This is a genomic window from Rhizobium sp. AN5, from assembly GCF_900215255.1.
Lineage (GTDB): Bacteria > Pseudomonadota > Alphaproteobacteria > Rhizobiales > Rhizobiaceae > Agrobacterium > Agrobacterium tumefaciens.
Genome location: NZ_OCMJ01000004.1, coordinates 2,730,170 through 2,747,630, shown reverse-complemented (window position 1 = coordinate 2,747,630; position 17,461 = coordinate 2,730,170). Strand labels below are relative to the sequence as shown.

Below are 17,461 nucleotides of genomic sequence, written 5' to 3'. Positions count from 1 at the left end.
GTGTGAAAACCTCTCCTCCATCATGCTCGGGCTTGTCCCGAGCATGACATCGCCACTACTTAGCCCGATCGTCTCTCAATGCTGGTCCGTATGCGGCTTGTGGAAGATGTCATCGGTCGGCGGAATGGTCTGCCGCTCGATCATCCGGTGCACGCGGGGCCGTGTCTTGCCGCGATGAAGGGCCAGCAGCCGGTCCCAGGCTTCCGCATCCGCCTGGGTGCGACGGTGGTTGTGGCGGACATATTCCACCCATGTCAGTACATGGTAGCTTTCCGTCCAGATATCAGGATTTTCCAGATCACGCATCAGGTTCCAGTTGCGCGCGCCATCGCGCAGACGGATGCGGCGGCGCTCGGCCATCAACGGCAGGAATTCGCCGAGATCCTCGTCATGAATTTCATAGTCTATGAGAATGGCAATCGGCCCGCTGCGCGGCTTGATATCGAGCCTTAGCGGCGGTTCGACGAAACGGTTGAGCGGATCGAGATTGAGTGAAGCGAAAGCGGGCATGGCGAGTTTGAGGCCGACGACGACGCCCAGCAGCATCAGCACGCACGAACCGAGAAGCGAATAGGAAATACCGTAATCTTCCGCCAGCTCGCCCCACAGCCAACTGCCGACGGCGATGCCGCCGAAGGTCAGCGTCTGGTAAAGCGACAGCGCCCGGCCCACCACCCAGCGCGGGGCAGAAAGCTGGACGATGGTATTGAACAGGGAAAGCGCCAGAACCCAGCAGGCACCGGCAATAGTCAAAACAAGCGAGGTTACGATCGCGTTCGTGCTGACCGCCGTCACGCCGGAACTGAAGGCGAAGCCCAAAAAGGCGACACGCACGATCCATTCGCTGGACAGAACCTCGCGAAGTCTGGCGCTGACGAGCGCGCCGCCGATGGCGCCGACGCCGAACGCACCCAGCATGACGCCGTAGGTCAGCGGGCCACCCTCGACCAGATCGCGGGCAACGATCGGCATCAGCGCCAGGATGGCGCTGGCGGAAAGGCCGAAGAGAAAGCCACGCACCAGAACCTTGCCGATATTCGGCGACATCGCCACATAACGCATCCCGGCCGATATGGCGGCAAGAAGCTGCTCGCGCGGCAAGGTCGAGGCATATTTGGGCGGCTGCCAGCGAACCAGTGCGTAGATCAGGGCGAAATAGCTGAGCGCGTTCACGAAAAACGCAGCCGCGGCGCCGGCGGCGGCGACGATGATGCCGCCGATGGCAGGACCGACGCTGCGGGTGATGTTAAAGCCCACGCTGTTCAGTGTCACGGCGGCGGGCAGATCCTCACGCGGCACCATTTCGCCGACGGACGCCTGCCAGGACGGATTGTTGAGCGCCGTGCCGCAGCCGATCATGAAGGTGAAGAAGAGCAGCAGCCACGGCGTGAGCCAGCCGGACCAGGCAAAAACCGTCAGCAGCACGGAAGCCGTCAGCATCAGGATCTGGGCGGAAATCATGATGCGGCGGCGGTCGAAACTATCGGCCAGTGCGCCTGAAATCAGCGAAAACATCATGATCGGCAGCGAGGTGGAGGCCTGCACCAGCGCGATCATGTTTTCGGAACTCGACAGCGAGGTCATCATCCACGCGGCGCCAACCGCCTGGATCAGACCGCCGAAATTCGAGGCAAGGCTCGCGATCCAGATTCGTCTGTAAGTCAAATGCCTTAAAGGCGCGAGTGGCGATTTACGGTCAGGCACGATCAGTCCACTTGATGCAACTGCGATTTGTCAAACGGCAACTATAGACAGTGCCGGAAATCATGCCACCCTTTCCGACACGGTGACGGTGAAAATGTGGCCGAAGCCGTGACTGAAGCGCCCTGCCCGCGAAAACCTTGCAATCCTGCCCTGATGGGTCTATATGACCTTTGAAATTCTTGATCGCTTGATGAAGAGTGGGGCCGCAAGGCTCCGCTCTTTTTCGTTAAGCGAACCGGAAACCACGGGCTGAGCGCCCGGTGAAAATCTAAAGACCGGAAGGCCAGATGGCAGACACCGTACATGAACCGCGACTGATAACCGAAACGGGCATCGACCAGCGCATCGCCGAAATCATCGAGCCTGTTTTGACGGGCATGGGATATCTTCTGGTGCGCGTGCGGCTCTCCAACCAGAACGGCATGACCCTGCAGGTGATGGCCGAGCGGGAAGACGGCACCATGACCGTCGAGGGCTGCGAAGCGGTATCAATGGCGATTTCACCGGTTCTTGATGTGGAAGATCCGGTCGATAAGGCGTATCATCTCGAAGTTTCCTCGCCCGGCATCGACCGGCCGATGGTTCGCAAGTCGGATTTCACCCGTTGGCAGGGCCATCTGGTGAAGGCCGAAACCTCCATTCTGGTCGAAAACCGCAAGCGGTTTCGCGGCAAGATCGTCGAGGTGGATGCGGACGGCTTCAAGCTGGAACGCGACCAGATCGCCTATGGCGACGAACCGACAGTCACCATTCCGTTCAGCGCGCTTTCCGATGCGAAGCTCATTCTGACGGACGACCTTATTCGTGATGCGCTGCGGGCAGACAAGGCGGCAAAGGCCGCCGCCGCAAACCAGAACGACGAAAACGAAGCAGACGTAGACTAATTCCAACGTAAAAGCCCGGAAAACGGGTGATCCCCGCAATTATGCGACTTACGGAGACAAAAAAATGGCAGTGAGTGCTAACCGGCTTGAGCTTCTGCAGATCGCCGATGCTGTGGCGCGCGAAAAGGTCATCGACCGCGAAATCGTGCTTGCCGCAATGGCCGACGCTATCCAGAAAGCCGCCCGCTCGCGCTATGGTTCGGAAACCAACATTCGCGCCGACATCAACTCCAAGACCGGCGAAATCCGCCTGCAGCGTCTTCTGGAAGTGGTAGAGACGGCCGAAGACTATTCGACCCAGATCCCGCTCGAACTTGCCCGCGACCGCAACCCGGACGCCAAGCTCGGCGATTTCATCGCCGATCCGCTGCCGCCGATGGATTTCGGCCGTATCGCCGCACAGTCCGCCAAGCAGGTCATCGTTCAGAAGGTGCGCGAAGCAGAACGCGACCGTCAGTATGACGAGTTCAAGGATCGCATCGGCGAAATCGTCAACGGCACCGTCAAGCGCGTCGAATACGGCAATGTCATCGTCGATCTGGGCCGTGGCGAAGGCATCATCCGTCGCGACGAGATGATTCCGCGGGAAAACATGCGTTATGGCGACCGTGTACGCGCTTACGTCTACGACGTTCGCCGCGAGCAGCGTGGCCCGCAGATTTTCCTGTCGCGTACCCATCCGCAGTTCATGGTGAAGCTATTCACCATGGAAGTTCCTGAAATCTACGACGGCATCATCCAGATCAAGTCGGTTGCCCGTGACCCCGGTTCGCGCGCCAAGATCGCCGTCATCTCGAACGACTCGTCGATCGATCCGGTCGGTGCCTGCGTCGGTATGCGCGGTTCGCGCGTTCAGGCCGTTGTCGGCGAATTGCAGGGCGAAAAGATCGATATCATTCCGTGGAGCCAGGAGCCGGCATCCTTCATCGTCAACGCCCTGCAGCCCGCTGAAGTGGCCAAGGTCGTTCTGGACGAAGAATCCGAGCGCATCGAAGTTGTGGTTCCCGACGAGCAGCTTTCGCTCGCCATCGGCCGTCGCGGCCAGAACGTACGTCTGGCATCGCAGCTGACCGGCTGGGATATCGACATCATGACCGAGCAGGAAGAATCCGAGCGTCGCCAGAAGGAATTCAACGAGCGCACGGCACTCTTCATGGACGCCCTCGACGTTGACGAGATGGTCGGTCAGGTTCTGGCTTCCGAAGGCTTCGCGCAGGTTGAAGAACTTGCCTATGTCGATCTCGGCGAAATTTCCTCGATCGACGGCTTCGACGACGACACCGCTGACGAAATCCAGACCCGCGCCCGCGAATATCTGGAACGCCTGGAAGCCGAAATGGACGCCAAGCGCAAGGAACTCGGCGTTGCCGACGAGCTGCGCCAGATCGAAGGCCTGACCTCGCAGATGATGGTCGCCCTTGGTGAAGACGGTATCAAGACCATCGAGGACTTTGCCGGTTGCGCCGCAGACGATCTGGTCGGCTGGAGCGAACGCAAGGACGGCGAGACGAAGAAGTTCGAAGGCATCTTCTCCAAGCTCGACGTATCGCGCGTCGAAGCTGAGAACATGGTTGTGCAGGCCCGTCTTCTGGCAGGCTGGATCACGGCCGAGGATCTGGCTTCCGAAGAGGAAGTCGATGCGGAAGCTACTGAGGAGGCGGATACCGCCGAACAGGAATGACATCGCAGGTGCATGAGCCGGACGAGCTGCCCGAAACCGATGAGGACGGGCGGCTGGAAGGCAACGTCAATGGACGTATGTGCATTGTGACAAGGCAGAGCGGATCTCCAGACGAGTTGATCCGCTTCGTCGCAGGGCCGGACGGCAACGTCGTTCCGGACCTGAAACGCCAATTGCCGGGGCGCGGATGCTGGGTAAAGCCGGAGCGCGCCCTGATAGAGAAAGCCATAGCGAAGAAGATCTTCGCACGGGCACTCAAACGCGACGTCAAGGCCGGGCCGGAGCTTCTCGCTCTTCTGGACCGGCTGATGTCGCAGCAGCTTGCCGGAATGATGAACATGGCGCGCAAGGCGGGTCAGTTCATCAGCGGCGCGACGAAGGTCGATGCCGCCGTCCGTTCGGGGAATGCGATTGCCGTGTTCCACGCAACCGATGCCGCGGCAGACGGCGTGCGAAAACTGGACCAGGCCCGCAAGGCCTGGGAACTCGGCAGCGATGCCGGTAATGAAATTCCGTCCTTCCGGCTCTTTAGCGAAGCCGAAATGGACGAGTTGATGGGCCAGAATGCTTTTATCCATGCTTGCGCGCTTGCGGGGCAGGCGGGTGAGGGTGTAGTGAAGCGCGCAAAGATGCTTAAGCAGTACCGCCTTGGCGGTCAGCCTGAGGCGGAACGCGACGCTGCCCGGACAGTACAATGACGCGGTTGCCAAACATGAACGGCCGCCGCGTTCCGATGCAGCAATTGAACGACGAGACCTGATGGATGTCATCCGGTTCTCGTCCGTAGGAACGGGAACGGAATGACCGACAACAACGACGACAAGACACTCAATGCGCCGGCCAAGAAGACTCTTACCCTGAAACCGGGCGGGATGAATCAGGGCACCGTGCGGCAGGACATGGGTCGAGGTCGCACCAACGCGGTTGTCGTGGAAACACGCAAGCGCCGCCCCCTGCGTCCCGAAGACGAGAAGCCGGTTCAGCCTGTCGTGGCAGCAGCACCGGCGCCGAAGCCGGCAGCGCCTGCCCCTTCGGCACCGCGTCCGCAGGCCCCACAGCAACGCATTCAACAGCCGAGCAACCAACAGCAGCGTCCGGGTTCTTCCCATTCGCAGCAGCGCCCCGGCTCGTCCGCACCGCAGCAGCGCCAGCCTGACCGTCCGCGCGGCAACGTTCTGCACGACCTGTCCGCAGGCGAGATGGAAGCCCGCCGCCGTGCGCTGATAGAAGCGCAGGCTCGCGATGTTATCGAAGCCAAGCAGCGCGCCGAAGACGAAGCCCGCCGCAAGGTGGAAGAAGAACACCGCATCGCCGCTGAAAAGATCGAAGCCGAAAACCGCGCTGCCGAAGAGGCTGCGGCGGCAAAGATCGCTGCGAGCCAGCCTGTTACGGAAGCGAAATCCGATCTGTCCGGCGAAAAGCCGGCTGCGGCCGCTGCGCCGGCGCCACGCGCTGACGCCCGTCCCCAGCCCGCGGCTCCCCGTTCCGCTCCCGCCACGCCCGATGCCGCCGCTCCCCGCGGACGCCGCACCGGTGGCGACGACGAGGACGATCGCGGCGCAGTCCGTCGTGGCAGCAGCCTTCCGGCTCGCGGCAAGGTCGTGGCTCCGGTTCCGGCCAAGCCTGCAGCCCGCCTGAAGACCGAAGAAGAGCGCCGTCGTGGCAAGCTGACCGTGACCGCCGCCAATCTGGAAGAAGATGGTACGCCGCGTGGCCGCTCCATGGCATCCATGCGCCGCCGCCAGGAGAAATTCCGTCGCAGCCAGATGCAGGAAACCCGCGAAAAGGTTCTGCGCGAAGTCATCCTGCCGGAAACCATCACCATTCAGGAACTGTCGCAGCGCATGTCCGAGCGCGCCGTTGACGTCATCAAGTTCCTGATGAAGGAAGGCCAGATGCTGAAGCCGGGCGACGTGATCGACGCCGATCTGGCGGAACTGATCGCGGTCGAATTCGGCCATACGGTCAAGCGCGTTTCCGAATCCGACGTTGAAGAAGGTCTCTTCAACAAGGCTGACGATGAAGGCGAGATGGTTTCCCGTCCGCCGGTCGTGACCATCATGGGCCACGTCGACCACGGCAAGACCTCGCTGCTCGACGCCATTCGTCAGGCGAATGTCGTTGCTGGCGAGGCCGGTGGCATCACCCAGCATATCGGCGCCTATCAGGTCGAAAAGAACGGTCAGAAGATCACCTTCATCGACACCCCCGGCCACGCCGCCTTTACGGCAATGCGTGCCCGTGGTGCGCAGGCAACCGACATCGCCGTGCTGGTTGTTGCAGCCGACGACAGCGTGATGCCGCAGACGATCGAGTCAATCAACCATGCGAAGGCGGCCGGTGTTCCGATCGTCGTTGCGATCAACAAGATCGACAAGCACGAGGCAAACCCTGAAAAGGTTCGCCAGCAGCTGCTGCAGCACGAAGTTTTCGTGGAATCGATGGGTGGTGAAGTTCTTGATGTCGAAGTGTCGGCCAAGAACAAGCTCAACCTCGACAAGCTGCTCGAAGCGATCCTGCTTCAGGCGGAAATCCTCGATCTCAAGGCGGATCCAAGCCGCACTGCGGAAGGCACGGTCATCGAAGCCGAGCTGGACCGTGGACGTGGTGCCGTCGCGACCGTTCTCGTGCAGAAGGGTACACTGAAGCCCGGCCAGATCATCGTTGCCGGTGACCAGTGGGGTCGTGTGCGCGCGCTCGTCAACGACAAGGGCGACCACGTCAAGGAAGCCGGTCCGGCCATGCCGGTCGAAATCCTCGGCCTTTCCGGTACGCCGTCGGCCGGTGACCGTTTTGCGGTTGTCGAAAACGAAGGTCGTGCTCGCGAGATCTCCGAATACCGCCAGCGTCTGGCACGCGACAAGGCTGTTGCCCGTCAGACCGGTCAGCGCGGCTCGCTGGAACAGATGATGAGCCAGTTGCAGACTTCGGGATTGAAGGAATTCCCGCTGGTCATCAAGGCGGACGTGCAAGGTTCGGTCGAAGCCATTATCGCTTCGCTCGACAAGCTCGGCACAGACGAAGTCCGCGCTCGTGTCGTTCACTCTGGTGCTGGTGCCATCACGGAATCGGATATCTCGCTTGCCGAGGCATCGAACGCCGCGATCATCGGCTTCAACGTTCGCGCCAACGCACAGGCACGTACGGCGTCCGAACGCGCCGGTATCGAAATCCGCTACTACAACATCATCTACGATCTGGTGGATGACGTGAAGGCGGCGATGTCGGGTCTGCTTTCGCCGGAACGTCGCGAGACCTTCCTCGGCAATGCCGAAATCCTCGAGGTGTTCAACATCACCAAGGTCGGTAAGGTCGCGGGTTGCCGCGTCGTCGAGGGCAAGGTGGAACGTGGTGCGGGTGTGCGTCTGGTGCGCGACAACGTCGTTATCCACGAAGGCAAGCTCAAGACCCTCAAGCGCTTCAAGGACGAAGTCAACGAAGTGCCTGTTGGTCAGGAGTGCGGTATGGCCTTCGAGAATTACGAAGACATTCGCGCCGGCGACACCATCGAGTGCTTCCGCGTCGAACACATCACGAGAACGCTCTAAGCGTCTCGCCGCAAAACAGGACTTTTCTGTCGGGCGCCGGCTTCACCGGCGCTCGCTCCGTTTGAGGCATTACCCATGGCAAAAGCAACATCATCGGCCCCTTCGCAACGCATGCTGCGTGTTGGCGAACAGGTGCGCGCCGCACTGACCCAAATTCTCCAGCGCGGCGAAGTCCGCGACGATCTGATCGAAGGCACCGTCATTTCCATCTCGGAAGTGCGCATGTCACCCGATCTCAAGATCGCGACCGCTTACGTGACGCCGCTTGGCGTTGCGGATCATACCGACATCATCAACGCCCTGAACCGCCACGCAAAGTTCATGCGCGGCCGCCTCGGTCCGCAATTGCGGCAGATGAAGTACATGCCGGAACTGCGTTTCCGCGACGATACGAGTTTCGACAACTACCAGAAGATCGACGCACTCCTGCGGTCACCGGAGGTGCAGCGCGATCTGGGACCTTCGAACGAAAAAGACGACGAACAGAACTGAAGCATGTCCAAACCACGCAAACAGCAGAACCGCAAACCCAAGGGCCGCCCGATTTCGGGCTGGCTCATTCTCGACAAGCCGCTCGATTTCGGCTCAACCGAAGCCGTTTCCAAGATCAAATGGCTGTTCAACGCCCAGAAGGCAGGTCACGCCGGAACGCTCGACCCCTTGGCGTCCGGCATGTTGCCGATTGCACTCGGTGACGCCACCAAGACCGTTCCTTACGTCATGGACGGCCGGAAAATCTACGAGTTTACCGTCACCTGGGGTGAAGAACGCGCAACCGACGATCTGGAAGGCGAGGTAGTCAACTCCTCCGACCAGCGCCCGGACGAACAGGCGATCCGCGATATTCTACCCAATTATACCGGCGTGATCATGCAGACGCCGCCGCAGTTTTCCGCCATCAAGATTGCCGGTGAGCGGGCCTATGATCTGGCGCGTGAAGGCGAAACGGTGGAGATTCCCGCGCGCGAGGTGGAAATTCACCGCCTGACGCTGCTCGCCTGCCCCGACGCCAGCACAGCGCATTTCGAAGTGGAATGCGGCAAGGGTACCTATGTGCGGGCACTTGCGCGCGACATGGGCCGGGATCTCGGCTGTTTCGGTCATATTTCGCAATTGCGCCGTACCATGGTCGCGCCATTCGGCGAGGACATGATGGTACCGCTCGAAACCTTGACGGCGCTCGAAGCCATCGAAGACCGCGACGAGCGGCTTGAAGCGCTCGATGCTTTTCTGATCAACACGGCGGAAGCGCTTTCATCCCTTCCCCACCTCATCATCAATGATGATCAGGCACACCGGCTGAAGATGGGCAATCCGATCCTGCTGCGCGGGCGTGATGCGCCGGCCAATCACCCGGAGGCCTATGCCACTGCGCATGGCAAGCTCATTGCCATCGGCGAGATCGGCGAGGGCGAATTCCGGCCGAAGCGCGTTTTCGGTTGAGACGAGCCTTGAGGGGCGTCGTCAATCGCCTCTTTCAATTGTACCCGGAATAGTTTATAGGCAGCGCCAGCTTGGGCTTTGCCTATGCTGCCGAATGGCCAGAGCTGGACGACATCCCGGCTCTAGGCGTCCCATTTTTCCTTAAAATAGAAAGGATCGTCCGATGTCGATTACTGCAGAGCGCAAAGCCGCCCTCATCAAGGAATATGCAACGAACGAAGGCGACACCGGTTCTCCGGAAGTTCAGGTCGCTATTCTGACCGAGCGGATCAACAACCTGACCGGTCACTTCAAGGACCACAAGAAGGACAACCACTCCCGTCGTGGCCTTCTGACGCTGGTTTCGAGCCGCCGTTCGCTTCTCGACTATCTGAAGAAGAAGGACGAAGCCCGTTACAGCAAGCTGATCGGTGCTCTCGGCATTCGCCGCTAAAACCTTATCCGGCGGGTTTCGCAACGATACCCGCCGGTTTTTATATCTGGCCTTTTGAAGGTCATCTTCAATTTCCGGGCGTTCGCCATAGATATGGCCCCCGGACGATAAGGCAGCCCCGGATGGGCCGGTGCAGCCTTTTCAACCGCAGACCTGTCATGGGGCAGGATTGCCGGATGCTTGCACCTTGAAAGCCTCCGGCTGTCTTGCCCGTGATTGCGTCGTTCGTTGCCCCCTCGCAAGGCGGGCATACACAAACAAGGACAAGATATGTTCAATAAACACTCCGTGGAAATCGAATGGGCTGGCCGCCCGCTGAAGCTCGAGACAGGCAAGGTTGCCCGTCAGGCTGACGGCGCCGTCATCGCAACCTACGGCGAGACGATGGTTCTTGCGACGGTGGTTTCCGCAAAGTCTCCGAAGCCGGGACAGGACTTCTTCCCGCTCACCGTGAACTACCAGGAAAAGACCTACGCAGCCGGCAAGATCCCCGGCGGCTATTTCAAGCGCGAAGGCCGTCCGTCGGAAAAGGAAACGCTGGTTTCCCGCCTGATCGACCGTCCGATCCGCCCGCTGTTTCCTGAAGGCTACAAGAACGACACGCAGGTTGTCGTAACGGTCATTCAGCACGACCTCGAAAATGACCCGGACGTTCTGTCGATGGTTGCCGCATCCGCTGCGCTCACACTGTCTGGCATTCCTTTCATGGGCCCGGTCGGCGGCGCGCGCGTGGGCTACATCAACGGCGAATATGTTCTGAACCCGCATCTTGATGAGATGGATGAATCGGTTCTGGATCTGGTTGTTGCCGGCACCCAGGACGCCGTCCTGATGGTGGAGTCGGAAGCCAAGGAACTCAACGAAGACGTCATGCTCGGCGCCGTCATGTTCGGCCATCGCGGCTTCCAGCCGGTTATCGACGCGATCATCAAGCTCGCTGAAGTTGCCGCCAAGGAACCGCGCGAATTCGAACCGGAAGATTTCTCCGCGCTCGAAAACGAAATGCTCGGCCTTGCCGAAACCGAACTGCGCACCGCCTACAAGATCACCGAAAAGGCTGCCCGTTACGCCGCCGTCGACGCCGTAAAGGCGAAGGTCAAGGCTCACTTCCTGCCGGAAGAAGGCGAAGCGAAGTATAGCCCGGAAGAAATCGGCGCTGTCTTCAAGCACCTTCAGGCGAAGATCGTTCGCTGGAACGTTCTCGACACCAAGAGCCGTATCGATGGCCGCGACCTGTCGACCGTTCGTCCGATCGTTTCGGAAGTTGGCATCCTGCCGCGTACGCACGGCTCGGCGCTGTTCACCCGTGGTGAAACCCAGGCGATCGTTGTTGCAACGCTCGGCACCGGCGAAGATGAACAGTATGTCGACAGCCTGACCGGCATGTACAAGGAACGTTTCCTTCTGCATTACAACTTCCCGCCCTACTCGGTCGGTGAAACGGGCCGTATGGGCTCCCCGGGCCGTCGCGAAATCGGTCACGGCAAGCTCGCATGGCGCGCTATCCGTCCGATGCTGCCGACCGCGGAACAGTTCCCCTACACGCTGCGCGTCGTTTCCGAAATCACCGAGTCCAACGGCTCTTCGTCGATGGCAACGGTTTGCGGCACCTCGCTTGCACTGATGGACGCTGGCGTACCGCTGGCCAAGCCAGTTGCCGGTATCGCCATGGGCCTTATCCTTGAAGGCGAGCGCTTTGCGGTTCTCTCCGACATCCTGGGTGACGAAGATCACCTCGGCGACATGGACTTCAAGGTTGCAGGTACTGCCGACGGCATCACCTCGCTGCAGATGGACATCAAGATCGCCGGCATCACCGAAGAGATCATGAAGATCGCTCTGGAGCAGGCACAGGGTGGCCGCAAGCACATCCTCGGCGAAATGGCGAATGCCATCACCGAGAGCCGCGGCCAGCTCGGTGAATTCGCACCGCGCATCGAAGTGATGAACATTCCGGTCGACAAGATCCGTGAAGTCATCGGTTCGGGCGGCAAGGTCATCCGCGAAATCGTCGAAAAGACAGGCGCCAAGATCAACATCGAAGACGACGGCACCGTCAAGATCGCTTCTGCTTCCGGCAAGGAAATCGAAGCGGCCCGCAAGTGGATCCATTCGATCGTTGCAGAACCGGAAGTCGGCCAGATCTACGAAGGTACGGTCGTCAAGACCGCTGACTTCGGCGCTTTCGTCAACTTCTTCGGCGCCCGCGACGGCCTCGTTCACATCTCGCAGCTCGCTTCCGAGCGTGTCGCCAAGACCTCCGACGTCGTCAAGGAAGGCGACAAGGTCTGGGTCAAGCTGATGGGCTTCGACGAGCGTGGCAAGGTTCGCCTGTCCATGAAGGTTGTCGACCAGGCAACCGGCAAGGAAGTTGCCGCAGACAAGAAGAAGGAAGATGGCGAAGCCGCTGCCGAATAAGGCAGCCTCGCCAGACCCTATCGAGGCGCGGGTTTTGCCCGCGCCTTTTTTCTATTCCATCTTGAGGACGCTCCAATGAGCCGTGACGCTGTTAAAACCCTTTTCCATCCCTTTGCCGCAGAGATGCTCGACTTGCCGAAAGAGGGCGAGCGCGTTCTGTTTCTGGGAGCGGAAGCCGGCCCGCGGCTAGACGGTTTTAACGCTGACATCGTCTCGGTTCAGAATTTTCGACCGCTTTACCGGGCTCTTCAGGCCCAGAACGCAGAAGTCACACCGGATATTTCCGGCGAGGACTACGATGCGGCACTGCTGCTTTGCGGCAAACACCGCGGCGAGAACGAAAACCGCGTCGCTGAAGCGCTCTCGCGCGTCAAGGCGGGTGGGTTGATCGTTGCGGCAGGATCGAAGGAAGACGGTATCCTGACGCTGCGCAAGACACTGGCAAAGCTTGGTATCGAGGCGGAATCGACACCGAAATACCACGGTGTAGCCCTCTGGTTCAAACGGCCGGAAGACGTTGCATCTGCCGTGTCGAAACTCGCGCAACATTCCGTTACGGTTGCTGGCCGCTTTACCGCCATGCCCGGCATGTTCTCGCATGACCGCGTGGACGATGGCTCGGAGCTGCTCGCGTCGCGCCTGCCGACGGACTTCGACGGCAACGCCGCCGATTTCGGCGCAGGCTGGGGTTATCTCTCGGTCATGCTGGCGGAAAAATCGCCGCGCACGGCGCGTATCGATCTTTTCGAAGCGGACTGGAACGCGCTCGAATTCGCCAAGACCAATCTTCTTGAAAACAATCCGCGCCTGACGGCACGCTTCTTCTGGCAGGACCTTGCAAACGAGCCGCCGAAAGAAAAATACGACCTCATCATCATGAACCCGCCTTTCCACGCGGCAGGACAGGCGGCAGAACCCGCGCTCGGTCAGGCCTTTATCAAGACGGCGGCCGGCGCGCTTCGCAGCGGTGGAAAGCTGCTGATGGTCGCCAATCGCGGCATGCCCTATGAGCCGGTTCTGGCGGCGGAATTCCGCACCAGCGCCGAGGTATGCCGCAACGCGCGCTTCAAGATCCTGAGCGCCCAGAAGTAAGCAATTCGAGCATCATCAGCTCAACAGCCATGCCCACAGCGACACGGAAAGAACACCGGTCGCTGTGGAAATGCTGATGGTGGAGGCCGCAACGCTGTGGCCGATACCGAAGCGGTTGGCGATCAGCCATGCATTCACCCCTGTCGGCACCGACGAGGTGAGCACGAGGGCAGCTGTCCATTCCCGGCTGAGGCCGAGAGCGTGGCCCATGGCCCACACGCAGGCAGGCAGAAGCAGCAGTTTGAAAACCGTCATGGTGACGGCAATCCCAAGATTACCGCGAATGGTGTATTTCGTCAGCGCCATACCGAGCGAGATGAGCGCTGCCGGTCCCGCCATGGACGCGATCTGGTCAACCACGGTCTTGAGGATGGGCGTGAGTGTCACGCCTGAAACATTGGTCGAAAGCCCGATGAAAAGTCCGCTCACCAGCGGATTTGTGATGAGGTTGCGGCCGACCTGCCTGAAGACAGAAGCCATGCTGCGCTTTTCGCCGCCCACCGCCTTGTGCGTGGCGTTCTCCATCAGGATGGTACCGGCAATCATCATGACCGGCAGATGGATGGCCAGCAGAATGGATAGGGCGACCAGCCCCTCATCCCCGATGGAACGCCCGACGAGCGGCAGGCCGATGAAGATATTGTTGGCAAAGGCCGAGGATATGCCGGCTATGACGGCGATGCGACTATCCTGCTTGAAGATGTACCGCGTGACGATATGCCCAACCGTCCAGGTTACGGCCACGCCGGCGAAATAGGTCAGCCACAGCCGGAAGGGCGATGCGCCATGAAAATTCGCCTCCGCAAGAGTGCGGAAGATCAAAGTCGGCACGGCGATCTTGAACACGAAATCGCTGAGAATCTCACCGGCATCGGCTCTGAACAAGCCGGCCTTGACCGTGAGCCAGCCGATCAGGATAAGAATGAAAATCGGAGCGACGTTCGCGGCAACGGCAGACATGGAGGGAGAGCTTTCGCGGCTTTTGCGGGAGATACTCCGCTTTAGAGCCTTTTCCACGGGAATGGAATCGCGAAAACGCTGCACCCCGATGTTTCATTCAATACGCGAGGTAGCTCCGTCAGGTATTTTTGCAGAAAGCTCCTCAAAACCGGTCACTGGATCAAGTGGCGCTGCGGTCGGTTTTTCGAGTACCGTCTATAATGAAAACCCGCTTCTTGCACTCTAGAAAGGGGCGCAGCAAAGGTGGACCAAAAGAAAAAGCGGGGTTTCCCCCGCCTTTTGTCATATCCGTTATACGCCGTCAGTACATCCGTGACGGAGATAACGGGTGAGCCAGAAGACGTCATGTCTTCTATTCTGGCACGTATTCACGCACCGTTTGCTCTGATCGGAGTGATAGCTTAACCACATTACAGGCACATGACGCGTTTCTGTCTCTGGTGGAGAACCGCATATTTTCCCTTTGGGCTTTTCTTGCCGCCAGAATTGTTTAAGACCGTTCAAAAATGTGCACCCTGCAAACCGGATAGGGCCTATGACGAAATTCGACGTACTGACTGTCGGCAATGCCATCGTCGACATCATTTCCCGTTGTGATGATCGCTTCCTCAATGATAACGCCATCACCAAGGGCGCGATGAACCTCATCGACGCGGAGCGGGCCGAACTGCTCTATTCGCTGATGGGACCCGCTCTCGAGGCCTCCGGCGGAAGTGCGGGCAACACGGCGGCGGGCGTGGCGAATTTCGGTGGCAGGGCGGCTTATTTCGGCAAGGTGGCCGAAGATCAGCTCGGCGAAATCTTCCAGCACGATATCCGCGCGCAGGGCGTCTATTTCGAAACGAAGCCGGAAGGCACGTTTCCGCCGACTGCCCGCTCGATGATCTTCGTCACGGAAGACGGTGAGCGCTCGATGAACACCTATCTCGGCGCCTGCGTCGATCTCGGTCCGGAAGATGTAGAAGAAGACGTCGTAGCGAACACGAAGGTCACCTATTTCGAAGGTTACCTGTGGGATCCGCCGCGCGCCAAGGATGCCATTCGCGATTGCGCCCGCATTGCGCATGAGAACGGCCGTGAAGTCTCCATGACGCTTTCCGACAGTTTCTGCGTTGGCCGCTACCGCGAAGAATTTCTCGACCTGATGCGTTCCGGCACCGTGGACATCGTTTTCGCCAACAAGCAGGAAGCTCTCTCGCTCTATGAAACCGACGATTTCGAGCTGGCGCTGACGAAAATCGCTGCCGATTGCAAGATCGCAGCGGTAACGATGAGCGAAGAAGGCGCCGTTATCCTGCGCGGCACGGAACGCGTGAAGGTAGAAGCCTATCCGGTATATGACGTGGTCGACACAACGGGTGCCGGCGATCTTTTCGCCGCCGGCTTCCTGTTCGGTTACACGCAGGATCGGTCTCTGGAAGATTGCGGCAAACTCGGCTGCCTTGCTGCTGCCGCCGTCATTCAGCAGGTCGGGCCGCGCCCGATGTCATCGCTCAAGGCGCTGGGCGAGAAAAACGGCCTTATTTAAAGGCCTCGCCGGGATAAGCACCCCAGATTTCACCCTGCGACACCCAGCCTGAGGCCTGACCGGCCTCGGCGCGGCACCAGTCGCCGTTGCATTCACCGATCCTGAAGACGACACCCGGCTCCAGCCGGGCGATGACGGAGGCGCCCGACTGTGCGTCGCGGCGCATGTTCACGTAGACATCCTTGCCCTTGCCGCGCATCCAGGGCGCGGCGACTGCCGTGCGCTCACCGGAGAGCAGCGCCTGGTTAACCCAGCCTTCCGTGCCATCGGCATCGCGGATGCGCCGCCAGTTCTCATATTCCTGAATGATTTCAACCGGCATTCCCGATTTCATATACATCCAGGAAACGGCATAATCCGTGCTGGGTCCGATGCGCATGTTGACGCGCTTGGATTTCAGGCTGACAAAACGGGGCAAAGGCAGGCCGCTTGCGCCTTTGGCAGCGCCTTGCGCCATGGCCTCGTTCGCCACACCAAAGAGGCCCAGAGACAATGCAATGCAAACCATAGAAACCACACTGCGCATGCCCATTTCCGTTTCCTGCCTTCTGCAAACCGGATTAAATTCGAGGAGGCTCGTTTCCACACGCCTCAAGCTTCGGCGAGTTTTATTTGTCTTCGCCGGTGGGTCTGGTAGAAACGCCCTGATTGAAAGAAATTATCGCTCTTTCTGGTTAATGACTTCTGAACAAGGCAGCGGCAAACGATGACCCACAAGAAGAGACCGACAGTCTATATCACCCGCAAATTGCCTGACGTCGTCGAAACCAGAATGCGGGAACTCTTCGATGCCGAACTGAATATCGACGATACGCAGCGCCGCGAGGAAGAGCTTGTGGCCGCCATGCAGCGGGTCGACGTTCTGGTGCCAACAGTCACGGACCGCATCACCGCCGCCATGATCGAGAAAGCGGGGCCGCAACTGAAACTGATCGCCAGCTTCTCCAACGGCATAGACCATGTGGATGTGGACGCGGCCGCCCGAAAGGGCATCACCGTGACCAACACGCCCAATGTGCTGACCGAAGACAGCGCCGATATCACCATGGCGCTGGTGCTGGCCGTGCCGCGCCGCCTGATCGAAGGCACGCGCGTGCTTGCCAATGGCGCCGACGAATGGCTGGGCTGGTCGCCGACCTGGATGCTGGGACGGCGCATTTCCGGCAAACGCATCGGCATTGTCGGCATGGGCCGCATCGGTACGGCAGTTGCGCGGCGCGCCAAGGCTTTCGGCCTCTCCATTCACTATCACAACCGCAAACGCGTCAACCCGGCGACGGAAGCGGAGCTTGAGGCGACCTATTGGGATAGCCTCGACCAGATGCTGGCGCGGGTGGATATCGTTTCCGTCAATTGCCCCTCCACACCTGCGACCTATCACCTGATCTCGGCACGACGGCTCGCGCTGATGCAGCCGACAAGCTACATCGTCAATACGGCGCGCGGCGATATCATCGATGAGGCGGCAATGATCCAGTGCCTGCGCGATGGAAAGATCGCCGGCGCCGGTCTTGATGTCTACGAGAACGAGCCCGCAATCAATCCCAAGCTCATCAAGCTCGCGAGAGAAGGCAAGGTCGTGCTGCTTCCCCATATGGGCTCGGCAACGATCGAGGGACGCATCGAGATGGGTGACAAGGTCATCATCAACATCCGCACGCTTTTCGACGGACACCGACCGCCGAACCGGGTGCTGCCGGGGCGGAACTGAACCGGTTCAGACAAGCCGTGTCTGATCGTCAGATGGGAGGGAAAAGCAGGCTTTTAAGC

14 protein-coding genes are annotated in these 17,461 nt (G+C 59.8%); 11 read left to right on the top strand and 3 right to left on the bottom strand.

What is annotated here, in order from left to right:
• Positions 1-75: 75 nt before the first annotated feature.
• The gene (locus tag CRP02_RS25990) at positions 76-1,704 is read right to left on the bottom strand and encodes an MFS transporter (RefSeq protein ID WP_076843882.1); all 1,629 of its coding nucleotides are present in this window, start codon (positions 1,702-1,704) and stop codon (positions 76-78) included.
• Positions 1,705-1,991: 287 nt separating this feature from the next.
• Between CRP02_RS25990 and rimP the strand changes: the two genes are divergently transcribed.
• From rimP to CRP02_RS25945, 9 genes are all read left to right on the top strand, one after another.
• Positions 1,992-2,588 (top strand): ribosome maturation factor RimP, encoded by a 597-nt coding sequence (gene rimP / locus CRP02_RS25985; protein WP_097172677.1) that lies wholly within the window; start codon positions 1,992-1,994, stop codon positions 2,586-2,588.
• Between the two features lie 64 nt (positions 2,589-2,652).
• Positions 2,653-4,269 (top strand): transcription termination factor NusA, encoded by a 1,617-nt coding sequence (gene nusA, locus CRP02_RS25980; RefSeq protein WP_003514298.1) that lies wholly within the window; start codon positions 2,653-2,655, stop codon positions 4,267-4,269.
• On the top strand, positions 4,266-4,967 hold the full coding sequence (locus tag CRP02_RS25975) for an RNA-binding protein (protein WP_003514297.1): 702 nt from the start codon (positions 4,266-4,268) through the stop codon (positions 4,965-4,967). Before nusA ends, CRP02_RS25975 begins: the two co-directional genes overlap by 4 nt.
• Positions 4,968-5,069: 102 nt before the next feature.
• Positions 5,070-7,817, top strand: coding sequence for a translation initiation factor IF-2 (gene infB, locus CRP02_RS25970; protein ID WP_097101078.1), 2,748 nt, complete (start codon positions 5,070-5,072; stop codon positions 7,815-7,817).
• 75 nt (positions 7,818-7,892) lie between these two features.
• On the top strand, positions 7,893-8,309 hold the full coding sequence (gene rbfA / locus CRP02_RS25965; RefSeq protein ID WP_097101077.1) for a 30S ribosome-binding factor RbfA: 417 nt from the start codon (positions 7,893-7,895) through the stop codon (positions 8,307-8,309).
• A 3-nt stretch (positions 8,310-8,312) separates the two neighbouring features.
• Positions 8,313-9,260 (top strand): tRNA pseudouridine(55) synthase TruB, encoded by a 948-nt coding sequence (truB, locus tag CRP02_RS25960; protein ID WP_097101076.1) that lies wholly within the window; start codon positions 8,313-8,315, stop codon positions 9,258-9,260.
• A 163-nt stretch (positions 9,261-9,423) separates the two neighbouring features.
• Positions 9,424-9,693: a 30S ribosomal protein S15 gene (rpsO, locus tag CRP02_RS25955; protein ID WP_003514294.1), complete on the top strand. Its 270-nt coding sequence runs from the start codon at positions 9,424-9,426 to the stop codon at positions 9,691-9,693.
• A gap of 270 nt (positions 9,694-9,963) precedes the next feature.
• On the top strand, positions 9,964-12,111 hold the full coding sequence (pnp, locus tag CRP02_RS25950) for a polyribonucleotide nucleotidyltransferase (protein WP_003514278.1): 2,148 nt from the start codon (positions 9,964-9,966) through the stop codon (positions 12,109-12,111).
• A gap of 75 nt (positions 12,112-12,186) precedes the next feature.
• Complete coding sequence (locus tag CRP02_RS25945; protein WP_097172676.1) at positions 12,187-13,203, top strand: class I SAM-dependent methyltransferase; 1,017 nt, start codon at positions 12,187-12,189, stop codon at positions 13,201-13,203.
• Between the two features lie 15 nt (positions 13,204-13,218).
• Here CRP02_RS25945 and CRP02_RS25940 read toward each other — a convergent pair whose 3' ends face one another.
• Positions 13,219-14,163, bottom strand: coding sequence for an AEC family transporter (locus CRP02_RS25940; protein WP_097172934.1), 945 nt, complete (start codon positions 14,161-14,163; stop codon positions 13,219-13,221).
• Between the two features lie 535 nt (positions 14,164-14,698).
• Here CRP02_RS25940 and CRP02_RS25935 point away from each other — a divergent pair.
• Complete coding sequence (locus CRP02_RS25935; RefSeq protein ID WP_003514270.1) at positions 14,699-15,691, top strand: adenosine kinase; 993 nt, start codon at positions 14,699-14,701, stop codon at positions 15,689-15,691.
• Here CRP02_RS25935 and CRP02_RS25930 read toward each other — a convergent pair.
• A complete protein-coding gene (locus tag CRP02_RS25930; RefSeq protein ID WP_003514268.1) occupies positions 15,684-16,217 on the bottom strand; it encodes an SH3 domain-containing protein in 534 nt (177 codons plus the stop codon). The genes CRP02_RS25935 and CRP02_RS25930 overlap by 8 nt on opposite strands.
• Positions 16,218-16,397: 180 nt before the next feature.
• Here CRP02_RS25930 and CRP02_RS25925 point away from each other — a divergent pair, with 180 nt between their 5' ends.
• On the top strand, positions 16,398-17,402 hold the full coding sequence (locus CRP02_RS25925) for a 2-hydroxyacid dehydrogenase (RefSeq protein ID WP_003514267.1): 1,005 nt from the start codon (positions 16,398-16,400) through the stop codon (positions 17,400-17,402).
• Positions 17,403-17,461 lie beyond the last annotated feature (59 nt).

Bases quoted from the DNA above. Each gene is read 5' to 3' on its own strand.
- rimP (WP_097172677.1), top strand. From the start codon at position 1,992: ATGGCAGACACCGTACATGAACCGCGACTGATAACCGAAACGGGCATC.
- nusA (WP_003514298.1), top strand. From the start codon at position 2,653: ATGGCAGTGAGTGCTAACCGGCTTGAGCTTCTGCAGATCGCCGATGCT.
- CRP02_RS25975 (WP_003514297.1), top strand. From the start codon at position 4,266: ATGACATCGCAGGTGCATGAGCCGGACGAGCTGCCCGAAACCGATGAG.
- infB (WP_097101078.1), top strand. From the start codon at position 5,070: ATGACCGACAACAACGACGACAAGACACTCAATGCGCCGGCCAAGAAG.
- rbfA (WP_097101077.1), top strand. From the start codon at position 7,893: ATGGCAAAAGCAACATCATCGGCCCCTTCGCAACGCATGCTGCGTGTT.
- truB (WP_097101076.1), top strand. From the start codon at position 8,313: ATGTCCAAACCACGCAAACAGCAGAACCGCAAACCCAAGGGCCGCCCG.
- rpsO (WP_003514294.1), top strand. From the start codon at position 9,424: ATGTCGATTACTGCAGAGCGCAAAGCCGCCCTCATCAAGGAATATGCA.
- pnp (WP_003514278.1), top strand. From the start codon at position 9,964: ATGTTCAATAAACACTCCGTGGAAATCGAATGGGCTGGCCGCCCGCTG.
- CRP02_RS25945 (WP_097172676.1), top strand. From the start codon at position 12,187: ATGAGCCGTGACGCTGTTAAAACCCTTTTCCATCCCTTTGCCGCAGAG.
- CRP02_RS25940 (WP_097172934.1), bottom strand. From the start codon at position 14,163: ATGTCTGCCGTTGCCGCGAACGTCGCTCCGATTTTCATTCTTATCCTG.
- CRP02_RS25935 (WP_003514270.1), top strand. From the start codon at position 14,699: ATGACGAAATTCGACGTACTGACTGTCGGCAATGCCATCGTCGACATC.
- CRP02_RS25930 (WP_003514268.1), bottom strand. From the start codon at position 16,217: ATGCGCAGTGTGGTTTCTATGGTTTGCATTGCATTGTCTCTGGGCCTC.
- CRP02_RS25925 (WP_003514267.1), top strand. From the start codon at position 16,398: ATGACCCACAAGAAGAGACCGACAGTCTATATCACCCGCAAATTGCCT.